15 protein-coding genes and 1 pseudogene are annotated in these 18,846 nt (G+C 64.4%); 11 read left to right on the top strand and 5 right to left on the bottom strand.

Annotation, left to right across the window (positions count from 1 at the left end; translation table 11 throughout):
* The first annotated feature begins 548 nt into the window (after positions 1-548).
* The 7 genes from WT60_RS35440 (at position 549) to WT60_RS27115 (ending at position 10,122) form a co-directional block, all read left to right on the top strand.
* Positions 549-2,945: an SDR family NAD(P)-dependent oxidoreductase gene (locus WT60_RS35440; protein WP_236860933.1), complete on the top strand. Its 2,397-nt coding sequence runs from the start codon at positions 549-551 to the stop codon at positions 2,943-2,945.
* The gene (locus WT60_RS27140; RefSeq protein ID WP_060356656.1) at positions 2,938-4,110 is read left to right on the top strand and encodes an acyl-CoA dehydrogenase family protein; all 1,173 of its coding nucleotides are present in this window, start codon (positions 2,938-2,940) and stop codon (positions 4,108-4,110) included. Before WT60_RS35440 ends, WT60_RS27140 begins: the two co-directional genes overlap by 8 nt.
* Positions 4,107-5,075: a phosphotransferase family protein gene (locus WT60_RS27135; RefSeq protein WP_059643852.1), complete on the top strand. Its 969-nt coding sequence runs from the start codon at positions 4,107-4,109 to the stop codon at positions 5,073-5,075. Before WT60_RS27140 ends, WT60_RS27135 begins: the two co-directional genes overlap by 4 nt.
* Positions 5,072-7,303, top strand: coding sequence for an alpha/beta fold hydrolase (locus tag WT60_RS27130; protein WP_038744883.1), 2,232 nt, complete (start codon positions 5,072-5,074; stop codon positions 7,301-7,303). The genes WT60_RS27135 and WT60_RS27130 overlap by 4 nt, the downstream gene beginning before the upstream one ends.
* An 81-nt stretch (positions 7,304-7,384) precedes the next feature.
* Positions 7,385-8,290, top strand: a complete 906-nt coding sequence (locus WT60_RS27125) for an NAD(P)/FAD-dependent oxidoreductase (protein ID WP_059643847.1) — start codon at positions 7,385-7,387, stop codon at positions 8,288-8,290.
* Between the two features lie 66 nt (positions 8,291-8,356).
* Complete coding sequence (locus WT60_RS27120; protein ID WP_038744885.1) at positions 8,357-9,277, top strand: alpha/beta hydrolase; 921 nt, start codon at positions 8,357-8,359, stop codon at positions 9,275-9,277.
* A complete protein-coding gene (locus WT60_RS27115; RefSeq protein WP_060356655.1) occupies positions 9,274-10,122 on the top strand; it encodes an alpha/beta fold hydrolase in 849 nt (282 codons plus the stop codon). The genes WT60_RS27120 and WT60_RS27115 overlap by 4 nt, the downstream gene beginning before the upstream one ends.
* 45 nt (positions 10,123-10,167) lie before the next feature.
* On the opposite strand, the pseudogene WT60_RS27110 reads toward WT60_RS27115, so the two are convergent.
* From WT60_RS27110 to WT60_RS27095, 4 genes and pseudogenes are all read right to left on the bottom strand, one after another.
* Positions 10,168-10,964 (bottom strand): annotated as a pseudogene (locus WT60_RS27110) (IS3 family transposase); the annotation flags it as partial.
* Between the two features lie 274 nt (positions 10,965-11,238).
* Entirely contained in the window at positions 11,239-12,210 is a 972-nt protein-coding gene (locus WT60_RS27105; RefSeq protein ID WP_060356653.1) for an aldo/keto reductase, read from the bottom strand.
* A gap of 26 nt (positions 12,211-12,236) precedes the next feature.
* Positions 12,237-13,040, bottom strand: a complete 804-nt coding sequence (locus WT60_RS27100; RefSeq protein ID WP_052145019.1) for a glucose 1-dehydrogenase — start codon at positions 13,038-13,040, stop codon at positions 12,237-12,239.
* Positions 13,041-13,092: 52 nt separating this feature from the next.
* Positions 13,093-13,554: a cupin domain-containing protein gene (locus tag WT60_RS27095; RefSeq protein WP_038744888.1), complete on the bottom strand. Its 462-nt coding sequence runs from the start codon at positions 13,552-13,554 to the stop codon at positions 13,093-13,095.
* A 164-nt stretch (positions 13,555-13,718) separates the two neighbouring features.
* Here WT60_RS27095 and WT60_RS27090 point away from each other — a divergent pair, with 164 nt between their 5' ends.
* From WT60_RS27090 to WT60_RS27075, 4 genes are read left to right on the top strand one after another with little or no spacing between them, the layout of a single operon-like run.
* A complete protein-coding gene (locus WT60_RS27090; RefSeq protein WP_038744889.1) occupies positions 13,719-14,651 on the top strand; it encodes a LysR family transcriptional regulator in 933 nt (310 codons plus the stop codon).
* Positions 14,648-15,004 (top strand): nitroreductase family protein, encoded by a 357-nt coding sequence (locus WT60_RS27085; protein WP_082717418.1) that lies wholly within the window; start codon positions 14,648-14,650, stop codon positions 15,002-15,004. The genes WT60_RS27090 and WT60_RS27085 overlap by 4 nt, the downstream gene beginning before the upstream one ends.
* Before the next feature lie 11 nt (positions 15,005-15,015).
* The gene (locus tag WT60_RS27080) at positions 15,016-16,581 is read left to right on the top strand and encodes a carbamoyltransferase C-terminal domain-containing protein (protein WP_082758429.1); all 1,566 of its coding nucleotides are present in this window, start codon (positions 15,016-15,018) and stop codon (positions 16,579-16,581) included.
* 12 nt (positions 16,582-16,593) lie between these two features.
* A complete protein-coding gene (locus WT60_RS27075; protein ID WP_059645659.1) occupies positions 16,594-17,832 on the top strand; it encodes an MFS transporter in 1,239 nt (412 codons plus the stop codon).
* Positions 17,833-18,461: 629 nt separating this feature from the next.
* On the opposite strand, the gene WT60_RS27070 is transcribed toward WT60_RS27075, so the two are convergent.
* The gene (locus tag WT60_RS27070) at positions 18,462-18,800 is read right to left on the bottom strand and encodes a DUF3693 domain-containing protein (RefSeq protein ID WP_059641215.1); all 339 of its coding nucleotides are present in this window, start codon (positions 18,798-18,800) and stop codon (positions 18,462-18,464) included.
* Positions 18,801-18,846: the final 46 nt, after the last annotated feature.

Here is an 18,846-nt window from a genome sequence, read left to right as displayed (position 1 = left end):
ACCCGGTCGGCTGGCTGTATGCGCCACGCTTGCGCCAAAGCGCACCGCTCGAGCGGGCACTGATCGACACTCGGCGGCACTGGCTGGTGCTGCTCGACGAGCATGGCGTGGGCGCGCGCGTCGCGACGAGGCTGCGTGAGGCAGGCGCGCAGGTGGCGGAAATCGCGTATGCCGACGAGATGGACGCGCAAGCGATCGATGCCGTCGCCGCGGCGGCCGCAGATCGTCCTTCCTCCATCATCGCGCTGTGGAGCCTCGCCGCGAAACCCGCCCGCGACGACGATTCGATGCTGAAACGGCATTACATCCGCCCGGCGCAGCTCTTGCGCGCGTGGGCGGACCGCACGGGCGCCGACGTGGACGTCACCTTCTTCGCCGACGGCGCGCTGGCCGGTTTCGGCGCGCCGGCCGCGCCGGAAAAAGCGATGCTGCTCGGCCTCGCGCGCGCGCTGCCGGCCGAATATCCCGGCTGGCGCGCGCGGGTTGCGGATGTCGACGCCGCCGCGGCCGATCTCGTCGAATGCATCGTCGCCGAAGCGTGCGCGCGGATGGCCGACGACGCGGCGATCCATCGGCACGGATCGCGCTGGGTCGAAGTCTTGGAACCCATCGGGGCCGCGACGACGCAGGCGATGGCGATCCGTCGCGACGGCGTCTACGTCGTCACGGGCGGCAACAGCGGCATGGGGCTCGCAATCGGCCGGCATCTGGTCGAGCGCGGTGCGCGCGTGGTCGCGTTGAGCCGGCGCGGCGGCCAATCGATTCCCGGGCTGACCGCGATCGCGGTCGACGTGAGCGACCTCGATGCGTTGCGGCGAGCAGTCGCGCAGATCCGCGCCGAGCATGGCCCCATCAACGGCGTCGTGCATAGCGCGGGGATGCCGCCGCATGCATTGCTGCGCACGGCGACCGATGCCGCGATGCGCGATGTGCTGGCGGGAAAATTTCTTGGCGCGCGCAATCTGCGGCAGGTGCTATGCGCCGATCCCCTCGATTTCGTCGTGCTGTGCTCGTCGCTGCGCGCGCATGTGCCGGCCGCGGGCGCGAGCGACTATATGGCTGCCAACCTCGCGCTGGAAGCGCTGGGTGCTTCGTGGGCGGCCGACGGTACACGCGTGCGTGCGATCGCGTGGGATACATGGAAAGAGATCGGCATGGCGACGGTGTCCGACGAACGCTTCGTGCCGGATGATCTGCGCACGGCGGGCCTGAGCGCCGACGAGGGTGTCAGGGTCCTCGAGATGGCGTCGGCTTGCGGATCGCCGCGCATCGCCGTCAGCACGCGCAAGCTGGACCCGCTGAAGGCCCGCGCCCGCGAAGCGTTTTCGCTGGAGCGTGCGGCCGACGCGCATCAGCCGGCCGCCGGCTCGCGGCATCCGAGGCCGGTGCTCGCGGTACCTTACGTACCGGCGCGAACCGCGCTCGAAGCCCGGCTCGCGACGATCTGGTCCGATGTGCTCGGCTTCGAGCCGATCGGCGTCATCGACGACTTTTTCGACCTCGGCGGCGATTCCGTCGCCACCTTGCAGATCGTCGCGCGCGCGAAGGAGCAGGGCATTCATCTCGATACGCATTTGGCGTTCGGCGCGCACACGATCGAAGAACTTGCCGCCGCCGGCGCCGGGCGGACGGCGCAGGCCGTGCCGCGAGAAACGCCGCTGCCGCTCTCGCCAACCCAGCAGTGGTTGTTCAATTGCGGATCGGGCGACATCAACCGCTTCGTTCAAGGCGTGGTCGTCAGCGTGCCGGCCGAGATCGATGCGACGGCGCTCGGCACCGCCATCGACGCCGCGATTGCGCACCACGCGGCGCTGGCGGCGCGCTTCGAGCAAACGGAAGCCGGCTGGAAGCAGGTGCTCGGCACGCCCGCGCCTGTTGTCGTCGCCGTTCATCGGCATTCGGGGCCGGCCGACGAGCAACTCGGTTTCGCACAGGGGATCGGCGCAACGTTGCAGTGCTCGCTCGACATCCGGACGTCGCCGTTGCTGCGCGCCGCGCTCGTATTGGGCCCGGCCGGCTCGATGCTGGTCCTCGTCGTCCATCATTTGCTGATCGATGCATTCAGTTGGCGAATGTTGCTGGGCGACCTCCACGGGCGCGTCGGCGCATCGGCGTCGGCGGCAGGTCAGCAACGGGCGGCGGCCGATGAGTCGTTCTTCCAATGGGCGATCGCGCTCGAACGCGTCGCCGCGGCAGGGGAGCTCGACGACGATGCGGCGTTCTGGTCATCGCTCGATACGCCGCCGGATGCGTTTCCCGTCGCACGGCGCGATGGTGCGCGCCGCTCCCTGAATTCGACGCTCCCGGTCGAGCAGACGCTTGCGCTGAGCGCCACCCGTCGCCCGCTCGAAGCGCTTCTCGCGGTTGCCGTCGCGCGTGCGATCCGTTGCGCGGGCGAATCGGACCGGGTTCCGGTCGACATCGAGTCCTTCGGGCGCGGCTGGTCTCGCGTGCCATGCGACGTTTCAAGCGCGATCGGCTGGTTCACCGCAATTCATCCGCTCGTCGTGGACACATCGGCGGACATCGAGGCCGCCGCGACGCATGCCGCGGCGCTGTTGCCCGACGCCCGACGTCGCGCCGTCGCCTACACGGTGCTGCGCCAGGCCGCGCCGGAGCGCCTGCCCAAAGCGTTGCGAAGCGACGCGCCGGTATCGATCGCGTTCTTCCCTGCGGAATCAGCCGTGCCGGCGTGGCCGATCGCCGCAATCCTGTCCGCGCCGGAGCAAATGCCGGCGCCGCACGCGATCGCGCTCGCAGCGACGATCGAGGGCGGCGCGCTGCACATCGTGTGGCACGGCCAGGACGAGCCATTCGACGGGGTGACGCTCGACACCATTGCCGCACGGGCCATGGACGAACTGCGGGCGCTGGCGACGGGAGGAAAGGCCAGGATGAGCACCATCCTGGCGCAGTTGGACATGTCGGAGGCAACCAATGATTGAACGGGTCGCAGCATTTCGGGACGTCGAAGCGGCGCTCGCGGAACCGGAGGCGGCACTGGCGGCAGGCGACTTCGCAGCGGTCGAGCGGTTGATGGCCGGGGTTCGCGCGGCCAACCGGGCGCGAGGCCTCTGGCTTCCGCAGGCGCCGCGCGCGGACGGCGGCATGGGGCTGAGCCTGCTCGAACTGGTCGAGGCCGGAGAAATCCTCGGCCGATCGCCGCTCGGTCACTATGCGGTCAACTATCAGGCGCCCGACACCGGCAACATCGAGGTGCTGTTCGAGTATGCGACGGCCGCGCAGAAAGCGCGCTGGCTCGCCCCATTGTTGCGCGGCGAGATCCGCAGTTGCTTCGCGGCGACGGAGCCGGACTCCGCCGGCTCGAATCCCGCGTCTCTCGAGTCGAAGGCGGTTTTCAAGAATGGAGCATGGTATCTGAGCGGCCGGAAGTGGTTCGCGTCCGGCGCCGATCAGGCGGCGTTCGCGATCGTGCTGGCCGTTACCGACGAGACGGCGCCATTGCATGCTCGCACCAGCACCTTCATCGTGCCCGCTGACGCGCCGGGCTACCGGCATGTTCGCAACCTGCGCGTGATGGGCGATGAAGGCTGCGGCTGGGCCAGTCACGGCGAACTCCAGCTGAACGACTGCCGGGTGGGCGAAGATGCGCTGCTGGGCAAGCCCGGCGAGGGGTTCATCGTATTGCAGGCGCGCCTGGCAACCGGGCGTCTGCATCATTGCGCGCGCTGGATCGGCGTGTGCGAGCGCGCGTTTGCGATCATGTGCCGGCGAGCGTGCCGCCGCGAACTGGCTGCGGGCGAACTGCTGTCGTCGCGTCAAACGGTGCAGAACTGGATCGCCGAGAGCCGCGCGTCGATCGATGCCGCGCGGCTCCTCGTCACCCAGGCGGCATCGCGTCTGCAAAGCCGGCACGAGCGCGCTCAGATCGACATCTCGATCGCGAAATTCTTCGTGGCAGGCGTGACGCAAACCGTCCTCGACCATGCGTTGCAGGTACAAGGCGCGCTCGGCGTCAGCGGCGACACGATTCTCAACGTGCTCTGGCGCCACGAGCGAGCGGGGCGCATTTATGACGGTCCCGACGAAGTCCACAAGGCGCTCGTGGCGCGCCATGCACTGGCCGCGTTTCGGGGGGAAGCCCGATGAGCGCCGAAATCGCGCAGCGTGCGATGGCGGCGCTCGGCCGCCCCGGCGGCCCCGCTCAGGCGACGCGCATCGGCGGCGGACGGGCCAGCGAGGTTTTTCTCGTGCAGACAGGCAATCGCGACGTGATTGCCTACCTGCTGCCTGCGGGAGCGCCGAGAGAAGCGCAGCGCCGATTCGGCGTCCTGGAGCGAATCGGCGAGCATTTTCCGCTGGCGCCGAAGCCGCTCGCGGTTGGCGGCGGGGCCGACGACGGCTCGACGTTGCTGCTGGTCGAACGGCTCGACGGCGTCTTGCCGGCCGCGTGCGGGCCGCTTTCGCCCGACATCGTGCGCCGCCTCGCCAAGAATTTCATCGCCGCGCTCGCCGCGTTGCATGCCGTCGAAATCGCGCCGGCCGAGCGGCCGCCCGATTATCTGCGCCGAAGCCTCGGCGAATGGCGACGGCGCTGGAACGAGGAAGAAGCCGCGGGCGCCGACGGCGACTTCAAGGCGGTCGCGCGGTGGCTGACGGAACGGCTTCCTGATGCATCGCCGGCGGCATTCCTGCACAACGACTTCAAACTGGACAATACCCTCGTCGATCCGGGCGATCCGGCGCGGGTGGTCGGGGTTGTGGATTGGGAGCTGGCCGCCATCGGCCATCCTCTCGCCGATCTCGGGATCGCGCTGGCCTACTGGATCGAGAGTCGCGATCCGCCGCTGCTGCGTCTCGATGCGCCGGGGCCGAGCTGCGCGCCGGGCGCTCCGACTCGCGAGGCACTCGTTGACCTGTACGCCGAGGCCGGCGGGCGCGAGGTGGCGCAACCGGCGTACTGGTATGCCTATGGCCTGCTGCGACTCGCCGTGGTCACGCAGCAGCTCGCGCTGCGCCACCGCCGCGACGGGCAGCGCGTGCCGCGCAGTCGGTTGATCGTGCGCTGGCTGCTGAGCCGCGCATCGGAAGTTTGCGGGAGCGCACGGCTATGAAGGCGAAAGTTCAGGACATTCACGCACTCGCGCCGTCGCAGCGCGGGATGCTGCTCGAAAGCGCGCACGGCGCGATCAAGGGCGGCTTGTTCATCGAGCAGACCGTGCTGTCGGTTCGCGGGCATCTCGATCGCAACCGTTTCCTCGCGGCCGTCGAGCGCACCGCCGAGACTCACGCGAGCCTGCGCTGTTGTTTCGCATGGGACGCCGAGCAGCCGGTGCAGGTGGTGTTCGAGCGGATTCAGCCCGAACTGGCGTGGGAGGACTGGCGAAACACTGACGACGCGGACGATCCGCAGGCGCTGACGGCCTGGCTGGACGAGGATCGCGCGCGAGGCGTCGCTGTCAACCGCGCGCCGCTGTGGCGCTTCGCCGTGATCCGGCTGCGTGATGACGCATACCGGGTCGTCTGGACTCACCACCATCTCATCACTGACGGCTGGTCGATCGCGGTGGTGCTTTCGGATCTGCTCACATGCTACGAGGGTGTTCGGCCAGTGCCGCCGGCGCGGCCGCTACGCGATTACGTCAACTGGATCGACGCGCAGGATGCGGCGGTCGCGGCCGCGTTCTGGCGTCAGCGCCTCAGCGCATTGCCCCGCCTGTCCCCGATGGCGCGGCGCGCGTCGGGCGACGGCTTCGCAGAGGTCACGGACATCGACGCGAGCGCGCTCCTCGACGTCGCGCGCTCCCACGGAGTCGCGTTCGCGATTACGGTGTTCGCCGCATGGGCGCTGATCCTGCGCGCGTTTCGCGCGACCGACGACGTGGTCTTCGGCGTCACCACTCACGGCCGTCCCGCGACGCTTGCGGGAGTTGAGCGCATCGTCGGGCCGTTCATCTCGACCTTTCCGCTGCATGTGCGGATGACCGATATGGCGACGGTCGGCGAGTTGCTGGACCGGATCGAGGCGATGCAGCGCGAGCAGCGCCCGTTCGAATATCTGTCGTCCGCCGAAGTGCATCGGGCCGCCGCCGTTGCCACGCGTCTTTACGATACCTTGGTGGTGGTCGAGCATCTGCCGCAGCAAGACGCGCCCGCCGATGCCGGTATATCCGTCGCGGCCGAGGCGGGCAGTGGGGCGCGCTCGCATCATCCGTTGCTGTTGCGCGTCTCGCCTGACGGTATCGCGCGCTTGCTGTACAACCGGCGCTTCATCGACGACGCAACGGCGGCCGGGCTGGCGTCGCTGTTGAGCGAAGCGGCGGCGCGACTGGCGGCGGACGATGGCCTGCCGCGCCTCGAAGATCCGGCAATCCCGCTCGCCGTCGCGCAGCCGGCCGCGTCGCGCGCGCCTGAAACCCCGGAAGAGCGGGTGGTCGTCGCGCTGGCGCGCGATCTGTTCGGCGGCCAGGCGGGGCTCGACGATAGCTTCTTCGATCTCGGCGGGCATTCGCTGCTCGCCGTCGACTTCCTGCATCGCATCGCGAACGCAACCGGGGTGCGCTTGCCCGTGACTCAGTTATTGCACGACGCTCGCCTGGGTGCGATCGCGCAGGCGCTCGCCGACAACCTCGCGGGCAACGCCGGCTCCTCCAGTGCACCACGGATTTTCTTCGTTCCCGGCAACCCCGGTTCGCCGTTGTACGCCGCTCGCCTCGCCGCGCATCTGGGCGGCCCGAACGGCTGGCGCCTGCACGGCCTTGAAGCGCCGGGACTCGACGGCGCGCAAGCGCCGCTGCCGAGCGTCGAAGCGCTCGCCGAGCACCATCTGGCCAGTCTGTCGGACGCCGACGATCCGGCCGTGCTGGTCGGCCATTCGTTCGGCGGGTGGGTGGCGTTCGAGATGGGGCTGCGCTTGCAGGCGAGCGGCCGGGCAGCGGTGGTGATCCTGCTCGACACGCTCGCCCCACATCGGCTGACTTCACGCGGGGATGTCGGCGATGCGGGTTTGCGAGCCGAAGTCGCGAGGCTCGCGTCTCGCGCCAACGACGCGGGCTTCGCTATCCATGTCACGCCCGCAGCTTTCGCGGTCTATGCCGCCGCGCGGCGCGCGACCTATGCGCCGTCCGCGCGGGCCGAGTTTCCGCTCGCGCTGTTTCGCGCCGCCCGCGCGCACCCCGAGGACGGCTGGGACAGAAGCGATTCCGCCTATGGCTGGACTGAGCTCTGCCGCAATGTCCATGTGGATTGCATCGACGGCGACCATCTGTCGATGATGGCCGAGCCCGCCGTCGAAGTTCTGGCCGAGCGGATCGGGCATTGGCTGCGTCAACGGGAAGGTTGACGCTCGCGGGCAGTGCGGCCCGGTGCCGCGCATCCGCTTTTCTCAAACGCGGTTTTCCCCTTGTCAAAGGATGAATCATTCATGAATACGGAACGTTCCTCGACGCGCTTCGATGTCGTCGTGATCGGTGGCAGCTATGCGGGACAATCGGCCGCCATGCAGCTTGCCCGTGCGCGTCGGCGTGTGCTCGTGGTGGATGCCGGCTTGCGCCGCAACCGCTTCTCCCTGGTCTCGCACGGCTTGATCGGGCAGGACGGGCGTCCGCCCGAAGAGATCGCGGCAAACGGCAAGGCGCAGCTTCTTGCGTATCCGAACGTGCAGTGGCTGGAAGACACCGTGATTCACGCTGAACGCACCGATGCCGGTTTTGTTTTTCGAAGTGCATTGGGGCAGCACTTCAACGCGAGCAGCGTGGTGCTCGCGTTCGGCGTGGTGGACGAGATTCCGGATTTGGAAGGCGCGGCCGAACGATGGGGGCGCAGTGTATACCACTGCCCGTACTGCCATGGCTACGAATTGGACCAGGGGCGCATCGGCGTGCTCGGGAACGGCTCGATTTCGCCTCTGCTGGCGCTGCTGATGCCGGACTGGGGCAAGACCGTGCTCCTGACCAACGGAACATTTGAGCCAAACGACGAGCAACGCGACGCGCTGGCCGAGCGAGGCGTCGCGATCGAGCCCGAACGGGTGACGCGCATCGTCGATACGGCGAGCGTCGAGCTCGCCGACGGACGGTGCATCGTGCTCGATGGCCTGTTCACCATGAATCGCACCCATCTGTCGAGTCCGGTCGCGGAACAATTGGGGTGTGCGATCGAAGACGGGCCGCTGGGGCCTTATATCCGTGCCGACGAATCCATGGAAACTTCCGTGCCGGGCGTGTTTGCATGCGGCGACGCCACGCAGCGAGGCGGCAGCGTGGCGCTCGCCGTGGGCAGCGGTGCGCTCGCGGGCATCGTCGCGCATCGAAAGCTGGTCATTCCCTGATGCGCAGGAGAATCCATTCGGACTACAACTTTTCGAGCAACCGATTTTTCTTCATCTACCGGGAACATGATCGTGAGTTGGCAAAACTGGTGCTTTTCCTGGCTATCGCGTAAAACGACCAAGTCCCTGACCAGAAAACCGGCGCTGTCCGCTCACGACATGCGAGCGCACAGCGCCAAATGGTCCAGCCGTGGCGTGAAACCTCCCCGGGGCTGGCGCGTACGCGAAATGACCGCACGGCCGCTATGCGGCGAATGGATCGAACCGGCGGATCCGGTTCGCCGCGACTCGCTTCGCCGCATCGTCATTTATTTGCATGGCGGAGGATATTGCTTTTGTTCTCCCCGCACGCATCGAACGATTGCCGGTGCGTTGGCCAAAGGGGCGGATGCGCGTACCTTTTCATTGGATTACCGGCTTGCTCCGGAACATCCGTTTCCCGCCGCGGTGGAGGATGCATTGGCCTCCTATCGGCAACTTCTCGCCGATGGCGCATCTTCAGACCGGATTGTCATCGGTGGGGATTCCTCCGGCGGGGGGCTCGCGCTTGCTCTGTTGCTGTCATTGCGCGATGCCGGCGATCCGTTGCCGGCTGGCGCAGTATTATTTTCTCCGTGGACGGATCTGGCCGCGACCGGCGCGTCCCTGAAGGCGAATGACGAAGCCGATGTCATGCTGAGCGCGGCCGCCGTAGCGAATTTTTCCCAGTACTATCTGGGCGGCACAGCTGCTGATCACCCTATTGCTTCACCTCTCTATGGCGAATATTCGGGTTTGCCGCCCTTGTTCGTCCAGGCGAGCGACACGGAGGTATTGCTGGACGACGCCGCACGGGTCGCGGAAAAGGCCCGCGTTGCCAACGTCGCGGTGGACTTCAAGGTCTGGCATCGGGTTCCGCACGCCTGGCCTACGCTGACGCCTTATCTGCCCGAAGCGAAGGCGGCCGTAAAAGAGGCAACCGACTTTATTCGGAGGGTGGTGCCGTGAGCTTCGAATTGACGGAGAAAGCCGGCGCCGGCCGCTGGATCGAGCCGTCATCGTCGGCCGGGAACGCCATGCAGCGGTTGTTCTGCATCCCTTATGCGGGCGGCGGCGCATCCGTGTTCCGCGGCTGGCAGGCACGGCTTGCGGCGACGGTTGACGTCCGTCCGCTGCATCCGCCTGGGCGAGGCCGCCGTTTCCGCGATGCGTTGCTATATCGGGTGGACCTGATCGCCGACGAGGTGACGGAGGCGATCGCGCCGCTACTCGACCGGCCCTATACCCTGTTCGGCCACAGTATGGGCGCCAGCGTGGCGTTCGAGGTGGCGTGGCGCATCCAGGCCCGCCGCCTGCGGGAGCCGAGGTGTTTGATCGTTTCCGGCCGCGGCGCTCCGCATCTGCCTACGAAGGGACGGCCGATCCACGATTTGCCGGACGATCAATTTCTCGACGAGGTGATACGCATGAACGGCACGCCGCCTGAAATTCTCGCTCATCCCGAAGTGATCACATTGCTACTCCCGATTCTTCGTGCCGATTTCAAGGCGGTGGAGACTTACCGGGCAAAACCGCATCCCCCTCTGAACTGCCGGATCGTTGCATTGGGAGGCAGTGGCGAACCAGGCAGCGCGGAGGCGGTGGAGTCGTGGCGCACTTACACTACCGGCGGCTTTCGCGGCGAGATCCTTCCCGGCGATCACTTTTTTATACATGGCAATGCTGAGCAACTGTTTTCGGTTCTCAGCGAGGAATTGACGGATGCGCTGCGTTGCGCCGCAACCCCGTTGGCAACACCGTTAGCAACACCGGTGCATCAGCCATTCACAGATTCATGTGACGTGCGGAAGTGATCGCACCAAGGCTCGGAACGCAACACCTCCAGATATACGCATCATGTTAATCACCTCCCGGTCGCAGCAGTCCAGCGCGAACGTTACGCGCAGCGGCATGCCGTCGTCGCACCGGAACTCAAAGCCATCGGAGCACCAGCGGGCGTTGCTGCGGTCCACAGCAACGCGGCCGTCATGGCGCCGCTTGTCTCGCCGCACGCCAGGGCGGCGCAGCAGCAACCGGTACTCGCGCATAACCCGATACATGCGCTTGGCGTTGACGCATGGTGCGCCGGTCTGCTCTCGACTACGACGCAGCAGCGCCCAGATACGCCTATAGCCGTAGATCGGCAGGTGCGCTACATGCCCCCGAATTTCCTCGACCAACCCGGTATCGTCAGTCGGGCGGGCACGGCGGCCATCGCGCCAGTCAGACGAACGCGCCTGCTTCACCACCACGGCAGAGCGCGCCACGCCGAGAACTTCGCAGACCGTCTTCATCGGTCGTCCCCTGGCAGCAAGGGCGAGCGCGCAATCAGGTTTTTTGAGCGGCCCCAGTCCACGGCTTCTTTCAGGATTTCGACCTCCAGCGTCCTCTTCCCGAGTAGCCGTTGCAGTTCCTTGATTTCCTTGATGGCGGCGGCCAGCTCAGATGCCGGCACAACGGTTTCGCCTGCCTTCACCGCCGCCGGACTGCCTTCCTGGTATTGCTTGCGCCAGCCGAACACCTGGTTGGCGTTGACGCCGTGTCGACGCGCCACGGCCGACACCGATGCTCCCGGCTCCAGTGTTTCCTGCACGATGGCGATTTTTTCCTGCGCCGTGCGCCGACGACGGCGCTCCGGCTCGGTCAGAATTTCGATGCTTTCCACGTCATGACTAGGCTTACTGATAGGCACAAGACTATCCGTTATTTTAAGAGAGTCCTCGTGTTCTCAGATACGTGGGGTCGCTCCACCGGTTACGTTCGTGGAGACGCGTGATTCTCTTTAAGAATCACACGACATTTATGTCGATATGTGATCGATTATTCGTGAATCCCGGGCGACCCGCTATTGCAACAGAGCGCTTTTTCGGCTGCCTCCAACACGTCCCACACGGACTACCATTTTGTAGCGACGGCGATGCGTAGCATCGTCACCACTGAACCGGTCCGACCGTTCCGTCGAACGCTGCCTCTAACAACGCGGTTTCGCGATCGTCGAGCGTCAGGTCGAGCGCCGCGAGCGCATCGGCCGCGTGATGCGGCTTCGACAACCCGACGATCGGCGCCGTGACGCCGGGCCGCCGCAGCGCCCAGGTGAGCGCGATCCGCGCAGGCGGCAGCCCGCGCGCCCGCGCTACTTGCCCGACCGCTTCGACGGTCGCCGCGACCGCGTCGCGGCCGTCGTACCACGACACCATCTGCCGGTCGGTCGCGGCGCGCGTCGTCCCGGCATCGCGCGAGCCGGCCAACAGCCCGCGGCCGAGCGGCGACCACGGCGTATACGCGATGCCTTCCTCGATGCACAGCGGCAGCATGTCGCGCTCGTCGTCGCGGCAGATCAGGCTGTACTGGCTCTGCATCGACGCGAACCGGGCGAGGCCGTGATGCCGCTGGAATGCGAGCATCTTCATGAACTGCCACGCGTGCATCGACGACGCGCCCAGATAGCGGACCTTGCCGCTCCTCACGATGTCATCGAGCGCCTCGAGCGTTTCGTCGATCGGCGTGTCCGGGTCGAAGCGGTGGACGACGTAGAGATCGACGTAATCGGTTCCGAGACGCTGCAACGACGCGTCGATGCTCGCGAACAGATGCTTGCGCGACAGCCCGCGCGCATTCGGGCCGTCGCCGGTCGGAAAGAACGCCTTGGTCGCGATCACCACGTCGTCGCGCACCGCGAAGTCGCGCAGCGCGCGCCCGAGAATGCGTTCGCTCTCGCCGTTCGAGTAGATATCCGCCGTATCGAAGAACATCACGCCCGCATCGAGCGCCGCGCGGATGAACGGGCGAGCCGCGTCCTCGGTCGCGACCCACGGCCGCCACGACGGATCGCCGTAGGTCATGCAGCCGAGGCACAGCTTCGATACCTTCAGCCCGGTGGTTCCCAGTCTCACGTATTCCATCGGTTCATCCTGTGTGGCGATAGCGGTCAGCGCATGCCGCCGATCGTATAGCCGCCGTCGACGAGGATCGATTCGCCGGTCACGAAACGCGCTTCGTCGCTGCACAGCCAGACGGCCGCGTCGGCCACGTCCTCGGGGGTGCCGATCCGCCGCGCGGGCGTGAACGCGGCGAACGGTCGAAACATCTCGTCGTCGCCAAAGCGGCGCGCCATCGGCGTATCGATGATGCCGGGGTTCACGTTGTTGATCCGGATGCCGTGCGGGCCGCCTTCGAGCGCGACCGCGCGCACCAACGCATCGAGCGCGCCCTTGCTCGCTGAATAGGTCGACGAGCCGGCCAGCGCGCCCTTCGCGAGCCAGGACGACGTATTCACGATCGCGCCGCCGCCGTGCGCGAGCATCGCTTCCATCTCGTATTTGATCGACAGCCACGTGCCCTTGAGATTGGTGTCGATCACGTCGTCGAAGTCGGCTTCGGTCTGCTCCACGATCGGCGCGAACGTGCCTTCCGTGCCGGCATTGTTGAATGCCGCGTGCAACGCGCCGTAGCGCTCGACCGTCGCGTCGACGAGTGCGCGCACGCCATTGGCCGAGGCGATATCGACGGCGATCGCGAAGGCCTCGCCGCCGCGCTTGGCGATCGCGCGCACGGTGTCGTCGAGCGGGGCCGCGCGCCGCCCGGCGACGACGACGCGGGCGCCATCCCGCGCGAACGCGAGCGCGGCCGCCCGGCCGATGCCGGTGCCGCCGCCGGTGACGAGCGCGACGCGTCCGTCGAGCCGGGGCCGCGTCGGGGTAGAAGGGGTTGATAAGATGCGTGAATCGGACATGATGGGTGTTGCTCCACGTCAGGGTGAAACGGGCCGGCCGGCTGGCCGGCGCTCAGTCTTCGCCGGCCGGGATCGTCAGCGGCGCGCCGGGCGTGCCGGCATAGAACACGATTAGCTCGGCGGGCTCGTTGCCGGTCTCGCCGCGATGGGCGCCATCGACCATTTCCGGCACCACGTCGCCCGGGCCGAGCGCCAGCCGCTTGCCGTCGCTTCGGCGTACGGCGGTCAGGTGGCCCGACAGCACGTAGCCGATGTTGATCGACGGATGCGTATGCCAGGGCAGTACGGCGTGCGGCGGGAGGGTGTAGCGGACGACCGTCACTTCCGGCTGATGTATCGGGTATGCGCGATACGGCGAGCCGTCCCACGCGTGCGTGGTTTGCAATAGCACCGTTTCGGCGGCGCGGGGGCGGGCGTCGGACGCTTGCGCGAGCGCGGGCGACGACGTACCGGCAATGATCGACGCGGCCGCGGTGGCGGCCCGGAAAGCGACGGAAAACAAGCGCGGCTTCATGGCGTGCGGCCCGTTCGGGCGGATCGTTCAGGACAGCGTCATTGTGCGAAGCGGATCGGCATGCGAATAGCGCCGGTTTGGTTGAAACCGATTCAACTTGACCGACCGGCGTCTCGACGCCATTGATGGACACCCGGACGTTCCGGGTTCGACGGGAGTACCGAATGGATCGTTTGAAGGCGCTGACGGTATTCGTCCGCGTGGCGGTCGCGGGCGGGATCAGCGCGGGCGCCCGCGAGCTCGGCATGACGCCGCAGGCGGTCAGCAAGCAGGTCGCCGCGCTGGAAGCTTTGCTGAACGTGCGGTTGTTCCAGCGCTCGACGCACCGGATCGCGCTGACGGCCGAGGGCGAGCGCCTGCTCGCGCAATGTCGCGGCGCGGTTGGGGAACTGGAGACCGCGCTGCGCATGCTCGACGACGATCGCGCGCAAGCGGTCGGCACGATCCGCGTCGCGGCGCCTTACTCGCTGGCGCGGCGCTTTCTCGCGCCGTTGCTCGGCGAGTTTTGCGATCGGCAGCCGGGCGTCACCGCGGAGCTGATCGTCAGCGACGACATGGCCGATATCGTCGAGCAGCGCATCGACATCGCGGTGCGGACCGGCGATTTGCCCGACAGCGGGCTGGTTGCACGGCGGGTTGCCGATCTGCAACTGGTCGTCTGCGCGGCGCCGGCGTATCTGAGCCGCCACGGCGAGCCGCGCACGATCGATGCATTGCGCGAGCACCGCTGCACCGCGTTCCTGTATCCGCGCACGGGCAAGCCGTTTCCGTGGGAGTTCCTCGTCGACGGCCGCGTCGATACGCAACAGGTCCGCCCGTTCATCGCGACCAACGACATCGACGCGGAACTCGACATCGTGCTGAGCGGCGCCGCGATCGGCCAGTTCTTCGGTTATTCGGTCCACGCGCACGTGCGCGAGGGCCGGCTCGTGCCGCTGCTGACGAAGCATGCGACCTGCCGGTACGGGCTCTACCTGTGCATGCCGCAGCGAACGCATCTGCCGCGACGGAACCGGCTGTTGATGGATTTTCTAGCTACGCGACTAGCCGAACACCCGGAGCTTGCGCCGCTCCCATTGGGGAGCGAGTCGACATGATGCGCCTTGTCAAATCATCAATCGCGTTGGTTCGCCTGACTGCCGATGTACCGGCTCCGGTTGTTTGGTCCCGTTTCGACAAGATGTGGTGGAAGTACCCGCACTCCCGTGCCTACCGCGTCGCGCTTTTGGATATGGGCTGCCTTGCCCAGACTTTCCAGCTCGTAACTACCGGCCTTGGCCTGAAATCTTGGCTGACAGGCTACTTCCTTGACAGAGAAATCAATCGTCTGCTGGCCGTGGACGAAATCAATGAATCAGTACTGTTTTTTGTGGGGGCTGGCGAGGGGGCCGATACGCCTTTCGCCCCCGAGGTGCTGACTGCTGTCGAAAAGCTCAGAAACGCGTCCTGAGAGACATTCCCATGCTCATTCTCGGCTTTAAGCCTGGACACGACGGGCACATTGCGAGCCTTGAAAATGGCGTCCTGAAATTTTCGTATGAAGCGGAAAAAGATACCAATCCGCGTTATGCCCCTGTCGATGTCGATCTGCTGATCGACGCTTGCAGAGCAGTTGATCGGATCCCGGATGTGATTGCCGTGAGCGGGTGGAGCAAAGGGATTCGGCCTGATCAAGGTGCGCCAATTGGCGGTGGCTATCTGGGTCTCGCTCGGCCGCAGGTTTTGCCAGCCTCATTTTTCGGCAACGAAATTCGTCGGATAACGGACTCTCACGAGCGCTCGCATATCATGTGTGCTTACGGCATGTCGCCGTTTCCTCAAGGGCAAGCGTGCTACGTATTGGTCTGGGAAGGATATATCGGCTCATTTTACTTTGTAGATGAATATGTCAATATCGAACGACTGTGCGATGTCATGCCTTACCCAGGTATTCGATATGCGTTCGCATATGGTGTTGCCGATCCTACCTTTAATTTTCGCAGTGGGCAGGTCAGATTGGGCGATGCGGGCAAAATGATGGCACTCGCTGCATTCGGCCAACGCGCGGATGGATCGAGAGGCGAGCGCGAGTTCGTTTCGAATATGTTGTCGAGTACCCTGACGCTTGATGCGCTCGACAAAAGACAGTTCGCAGAATCCGAGTATTTCAACATTGGCGTTGAGCATCCTGCATTCAAAAATCTCGCACGTGCGCTATCAGATGGCATTTTTGAGCGTTTCCTCGAGCGCATAAGGCCACTTGTCAATCGAACGATTCCGCTGTTGATTAGTGGCGGATGTGGGCTGAATTGCGATTGGAATCGAGCTTGGGTGGATAGTGGCCTTTTTCCCGATGTGTTTGTACCTCCGTGTCCGAACGATGTCGGATCGGCAATCGGCACTGCGGTTGACGCTCAGCTTGCATTGACGGGCCACGCGAAAATCGAATGGGATGTGTATCGAGGTCAAGCATTTATCGACGATCTGGACAACATCGATGGCTGGCGTCAAGAGGTGATGGGCTATCGTGAGGTCGCCGCACTATTAAACCAAGGCTCTATCCTCGGATGGGCAAGCGGCAGGGCGGAAATTGGCCCGCGAGCACTGGGAAATCGTTCGATCCTGGCTGCTCCGTTTGCGAAGACTGCGCTCACCCGTCTGAACACGATCAAACGCCGGGAGTCGTTCCGGCCGATCGCTCCAATCTGCCTGGAGGCGTGCGCGCAAGATCACTTCGACCTGCATGCGCCCAGTCCGCACATGCTGTATTTTGCACGGGTCAAACATAACGACCTACAGGCTGTCACGCATGTCGACGGTTCCGCTCGCCCCCAAACAGTCAATCCCAGCCAAAATCCTCGGATTCATGCTTTGCTTGAGGCGTTTGAGAGGGAATCCGGAACCGGCGTACTATGCAACACATCACTGAACTTCAATGGCGCAGGTTTCATCAACCGGACCAGCGATCTCGCACGATATGCTGTCGAGACGGGACTGGACGGCTTTGTGGTGAACGACAAACTGTACGTCAAGAACAAACCGCTTTGAAGCGTGGAGCTTATGCGTTCGACTATTGCCTTATTCTCGGTTCGAGGTTATCCGCCGTTCTTCTTCGGACGTATCTTCAATTCCATCGCTGTTTGGGTCGACTTCACGTTGATCTTTTCGCTGATGTCGTTTCATTATCACGCGAACACCAGCATGCTAGGCCTGACCGCCGCATTGTACGGACTTCCTGGATTGCTTGTGGGACCTTTCATCGGCGCTCTCGCCGATCGGAAGTCACCCGCGTTGATCATGGTCATTAGTGCACTCGCTCGTCTCGTAACGTCGCTGGGACTTGCGTTTGCTCCCAATGAGAGCGTTTTCGTTGCCTGGGTATTGATCAAAGGTATCAGTAATCTCGGCACGATACCGGCTGAACAGATCGTGATCCGGCGTCTCTTATCCGATGAACAGATCGTCTCAACCGTCGCGCTGACCTCCGTCGTTGATCAGTGTACGAAGATCCTGTCTCCTCTGCTCGGCGCAGGACTGTCGTTCGCTTTGCATTCTCGAGGCGGGTTCGCGTTGACGGCTTGTCTGGCGATTGCGTCCGCAGTTTGCGCAATCGTCGTCGCCCAAACCGTGGGCTGGCGGGACGTAGCAAGGCAAGCGCAGCGGCGCTATCCGGACTTCAAGCTAGTCCGTCGCGTCTTGGCCGAACACCCTGCGCTGGCGACTTCACTTGGCCTGATGTTGACGTTTTCGGCAATCCTTGGCATGTACGATTCGATCGTGGTCGTGCTACTACGCGATCACGGATTGCCTGCTGCCGCGTTTGGCACGATCGTCAGTTTCACCGCAATCGGTGCAATCAGTTGTGCCACATTATTGAAAAAGGTACTGGCGCGTATTAGCGAAGCTAAATCGATGGCGGCCTTCCTAGCCGGCTTCAGCGGTACGGTCGTTGTAGCAGGCTTGCTAGCCCTCCTCACCACGAATTTGAACCTCGTTGTGTTGTGCGCTCTTTGGTACGTCAATGGTTTCTGCTACGGCGGTGGTGTAATGTGCTACTCCATCTCGATGCAACGAGAAGCGCCACGCGACGCACTTGGCGTGTTTTCAACGTCGGGGCGAAGCTTACAACTGGCTGCTCTAGTGATCGGACCAGTGATCGGGGCATGGATTGCCCTACGCTTTGGCCTCGCAACAACATTCATCGGGTCAGGAACATTTGGACTTGCAGCAGCAGCCTACGCAATGCTCACGTGCACTGACGTCCTGTCTCGTACACAGGCAGGCAGCACACCTGATTAGGCAGCCTACAGGCTGAGAAGCGACTATATGGGCTCCGCAACGCGCGCCAGCTGCGGATTTGGTCGGTACCGGTTAGCCGGCAACCACAGTCCTGCGCGATTCCATTGCACACGTTGTGGCGCGAACGTTCTTCTGGGGTGGTGAAACCACTAGGCCGACAGGCAATCTCTGTATGCCAATCGCTTGATCCTGATGGGTGTCTCGCGCGATCCGTCGATGGAATGAAGAAACGGGCGTGATCGGCAACCACATCCGGTCATTAAAAGAATCCGGGAATCGTTTGTTCAGGCAGTCGAGGGGAGCGGTTGCTTGACACCGGACCTGCTAATGGGCGACTCGAGAGGGGCTGGCCCTAACCCTTGTCATGCCTGAAAGCCACCACGGCGGCCCCAATAAAGGCGACCTGATTACCCTTAAGTGCACTTTCCGTTTCATTGATCCCCAAAGGCCTTCTCCGAGTGAAGTCGGCTGCCGGCATGATGCGCGAAAGGGCGACCAATATGGCTTGGAACAAATTTACGCAAATTTTTGGAACAAATTCATGCAAACCAACGGGTGCGCGTGGTTCGCTGGACCTTACGTCGATAATTTGACATAAGGTAAAAAGGGATCGCTAACTTTAGCTGGCGTTACACCTGCGGGACCAAGGCCCCGCAAGCGTTAGCGGGTAGCGCCAGCCACCGAAAACCCTGGAGGCCCTTGGAAAAAACTTCCAATGCATGAACCCAAATTGCCTTCGTGCGATCGTCGCGCGAGCTTTCGGCATGCGCGGTGGCGATCACTTCGAACGGATCGACGCCCAGAATTTCCGCAACGCGGATAGCTGTTTTCTCGTCGAACACTGATTGCTGGTTGCGGTACTTACTGACCGCGCCACGCGTCACTCCCAGCACTTTCGCTGCTGCGTAATCGGAGGGAAGGTCGAGGCGAGCTTTCACCGCGTCGAGCCAATCGACTGTCGTTTTCATAGACAACCCCTATCGAATCAAAGTCAACCCGGCGTCAAAGGTACTG

The organism is Burkholderia sp. MSMB617WGS, assembly GCF_001532025.2.
Classification (GTDB): Bacteria; Pseudomonadota; Gammaproteobacteria; order Burkholderiales; family Burkholderiaceae; genus Burkholderia; species Burkholderia savannae.
This window is presented reverse-complemented; position numbering and strand designations above follow the sequence as displayed.

Excerpts from the sequence above, each read along its gene's own strand:
- WT60_RS27080 (WP_082758429.1), top strand. The coding sequence starts at position 15,016 with ATGCTCATTCTCGGCTTTAAGCCTGGACACGACGGGCACATTGCGAGC.
- WT60_RS27075 (WP_059645659.1), top strand. The coding sequence starts at position 16,594 with ATGCGTTCGACTATTGCCTTATTCTCGGTTCGAGGTTATCCGCCGTTC.
- WT60_RS27140 (WP_060356656.1), top strand. The coding sequence starts at position 2,938 with ATGATTGAACGGGTCGCAGCATTTCGGGACGTCGAAGCGGCGCTCGCG.
- WT60_RS27090 (WP_038744889.1), top strand. The coding sequence starts at position 13,719 with ATGGATCGTTTGAAGGCGCTGACGGTATTCGTCCGCGTGGCGGTCGCG.
- WT60_RS27105 (WP_060356653.1), bottom strand. The coding sequence starts at position 12,210 with ATGGAATACGTGAGACTGGGAACCACCGGGCTGAAGGTATCGAAGCTG.
- WT60_RS27085 (WP_082717418.1), top strand. The coding sequence starts at position 14,648 with ATGATGCGCCTTGTCAAATCATCAATCGCGTTGGTTCGCCTGACTGCC.
- WT60_RS27130 (WP_038744883.1), top strand. The coding sequence starts at position 5,072 with ATGAAGGCGAAAGTTCAGGACATTCACGCACTCGCGCCGTCGCAGCGC.
- WT60_RS27070 (WP_059641215.1), bottom strand. The coding sequence starts at position 18,800 with ATGAAAACGACAGTCGATTGGCTCGACGCGGTGAAAGCTCGCCTCGAC.
- WT60_RS27125 (WP_059643847.1), top strand. The coding sequence starts at position 7,385 with ATGAATACGGAACGTTCCTCGACGCGCTTCGATGTCGTCGTGATCGGT.
- WT60_RS27120 (WP_038744885.1), top strand. The coding sequence starts at position 8,357 with ATGATCGTGAGTTGGCAAAACTGGTGCTTTTCCTGGCTATCGCGTAAA.
- WT60_RS27135 (WP_059643852.1), top strand. The coding sequence starts at position 4,107 with ATGAGCGCCGAAATCGCGCAGCGTGCGATGGCGGCGCTCGGCCGCCCC.
- WT60_RS35440 (WP_236860933.1), top strand. The coding sequence starts at position 549 with ATGGCCGACGACGCGGCGATCCATCGGCACGGATCGCGCTGGGTCGAA.
- WT60_RS27095 (WP_038744888.1), bottom strand. The coding sequence starts at position 13,554 with ATGAAGCCGCGCTTGTTTTCCGTCGCTTTCCGGGCCGCCACCGCGGCC.
- WT60_RS27100 (WP_052145019.1), bottom strand. The coding sequence starts at position 13,040 with ATGTCCGATTCACGCATCTTATCAACCCCTTCTACCCCGACGCGGCCC.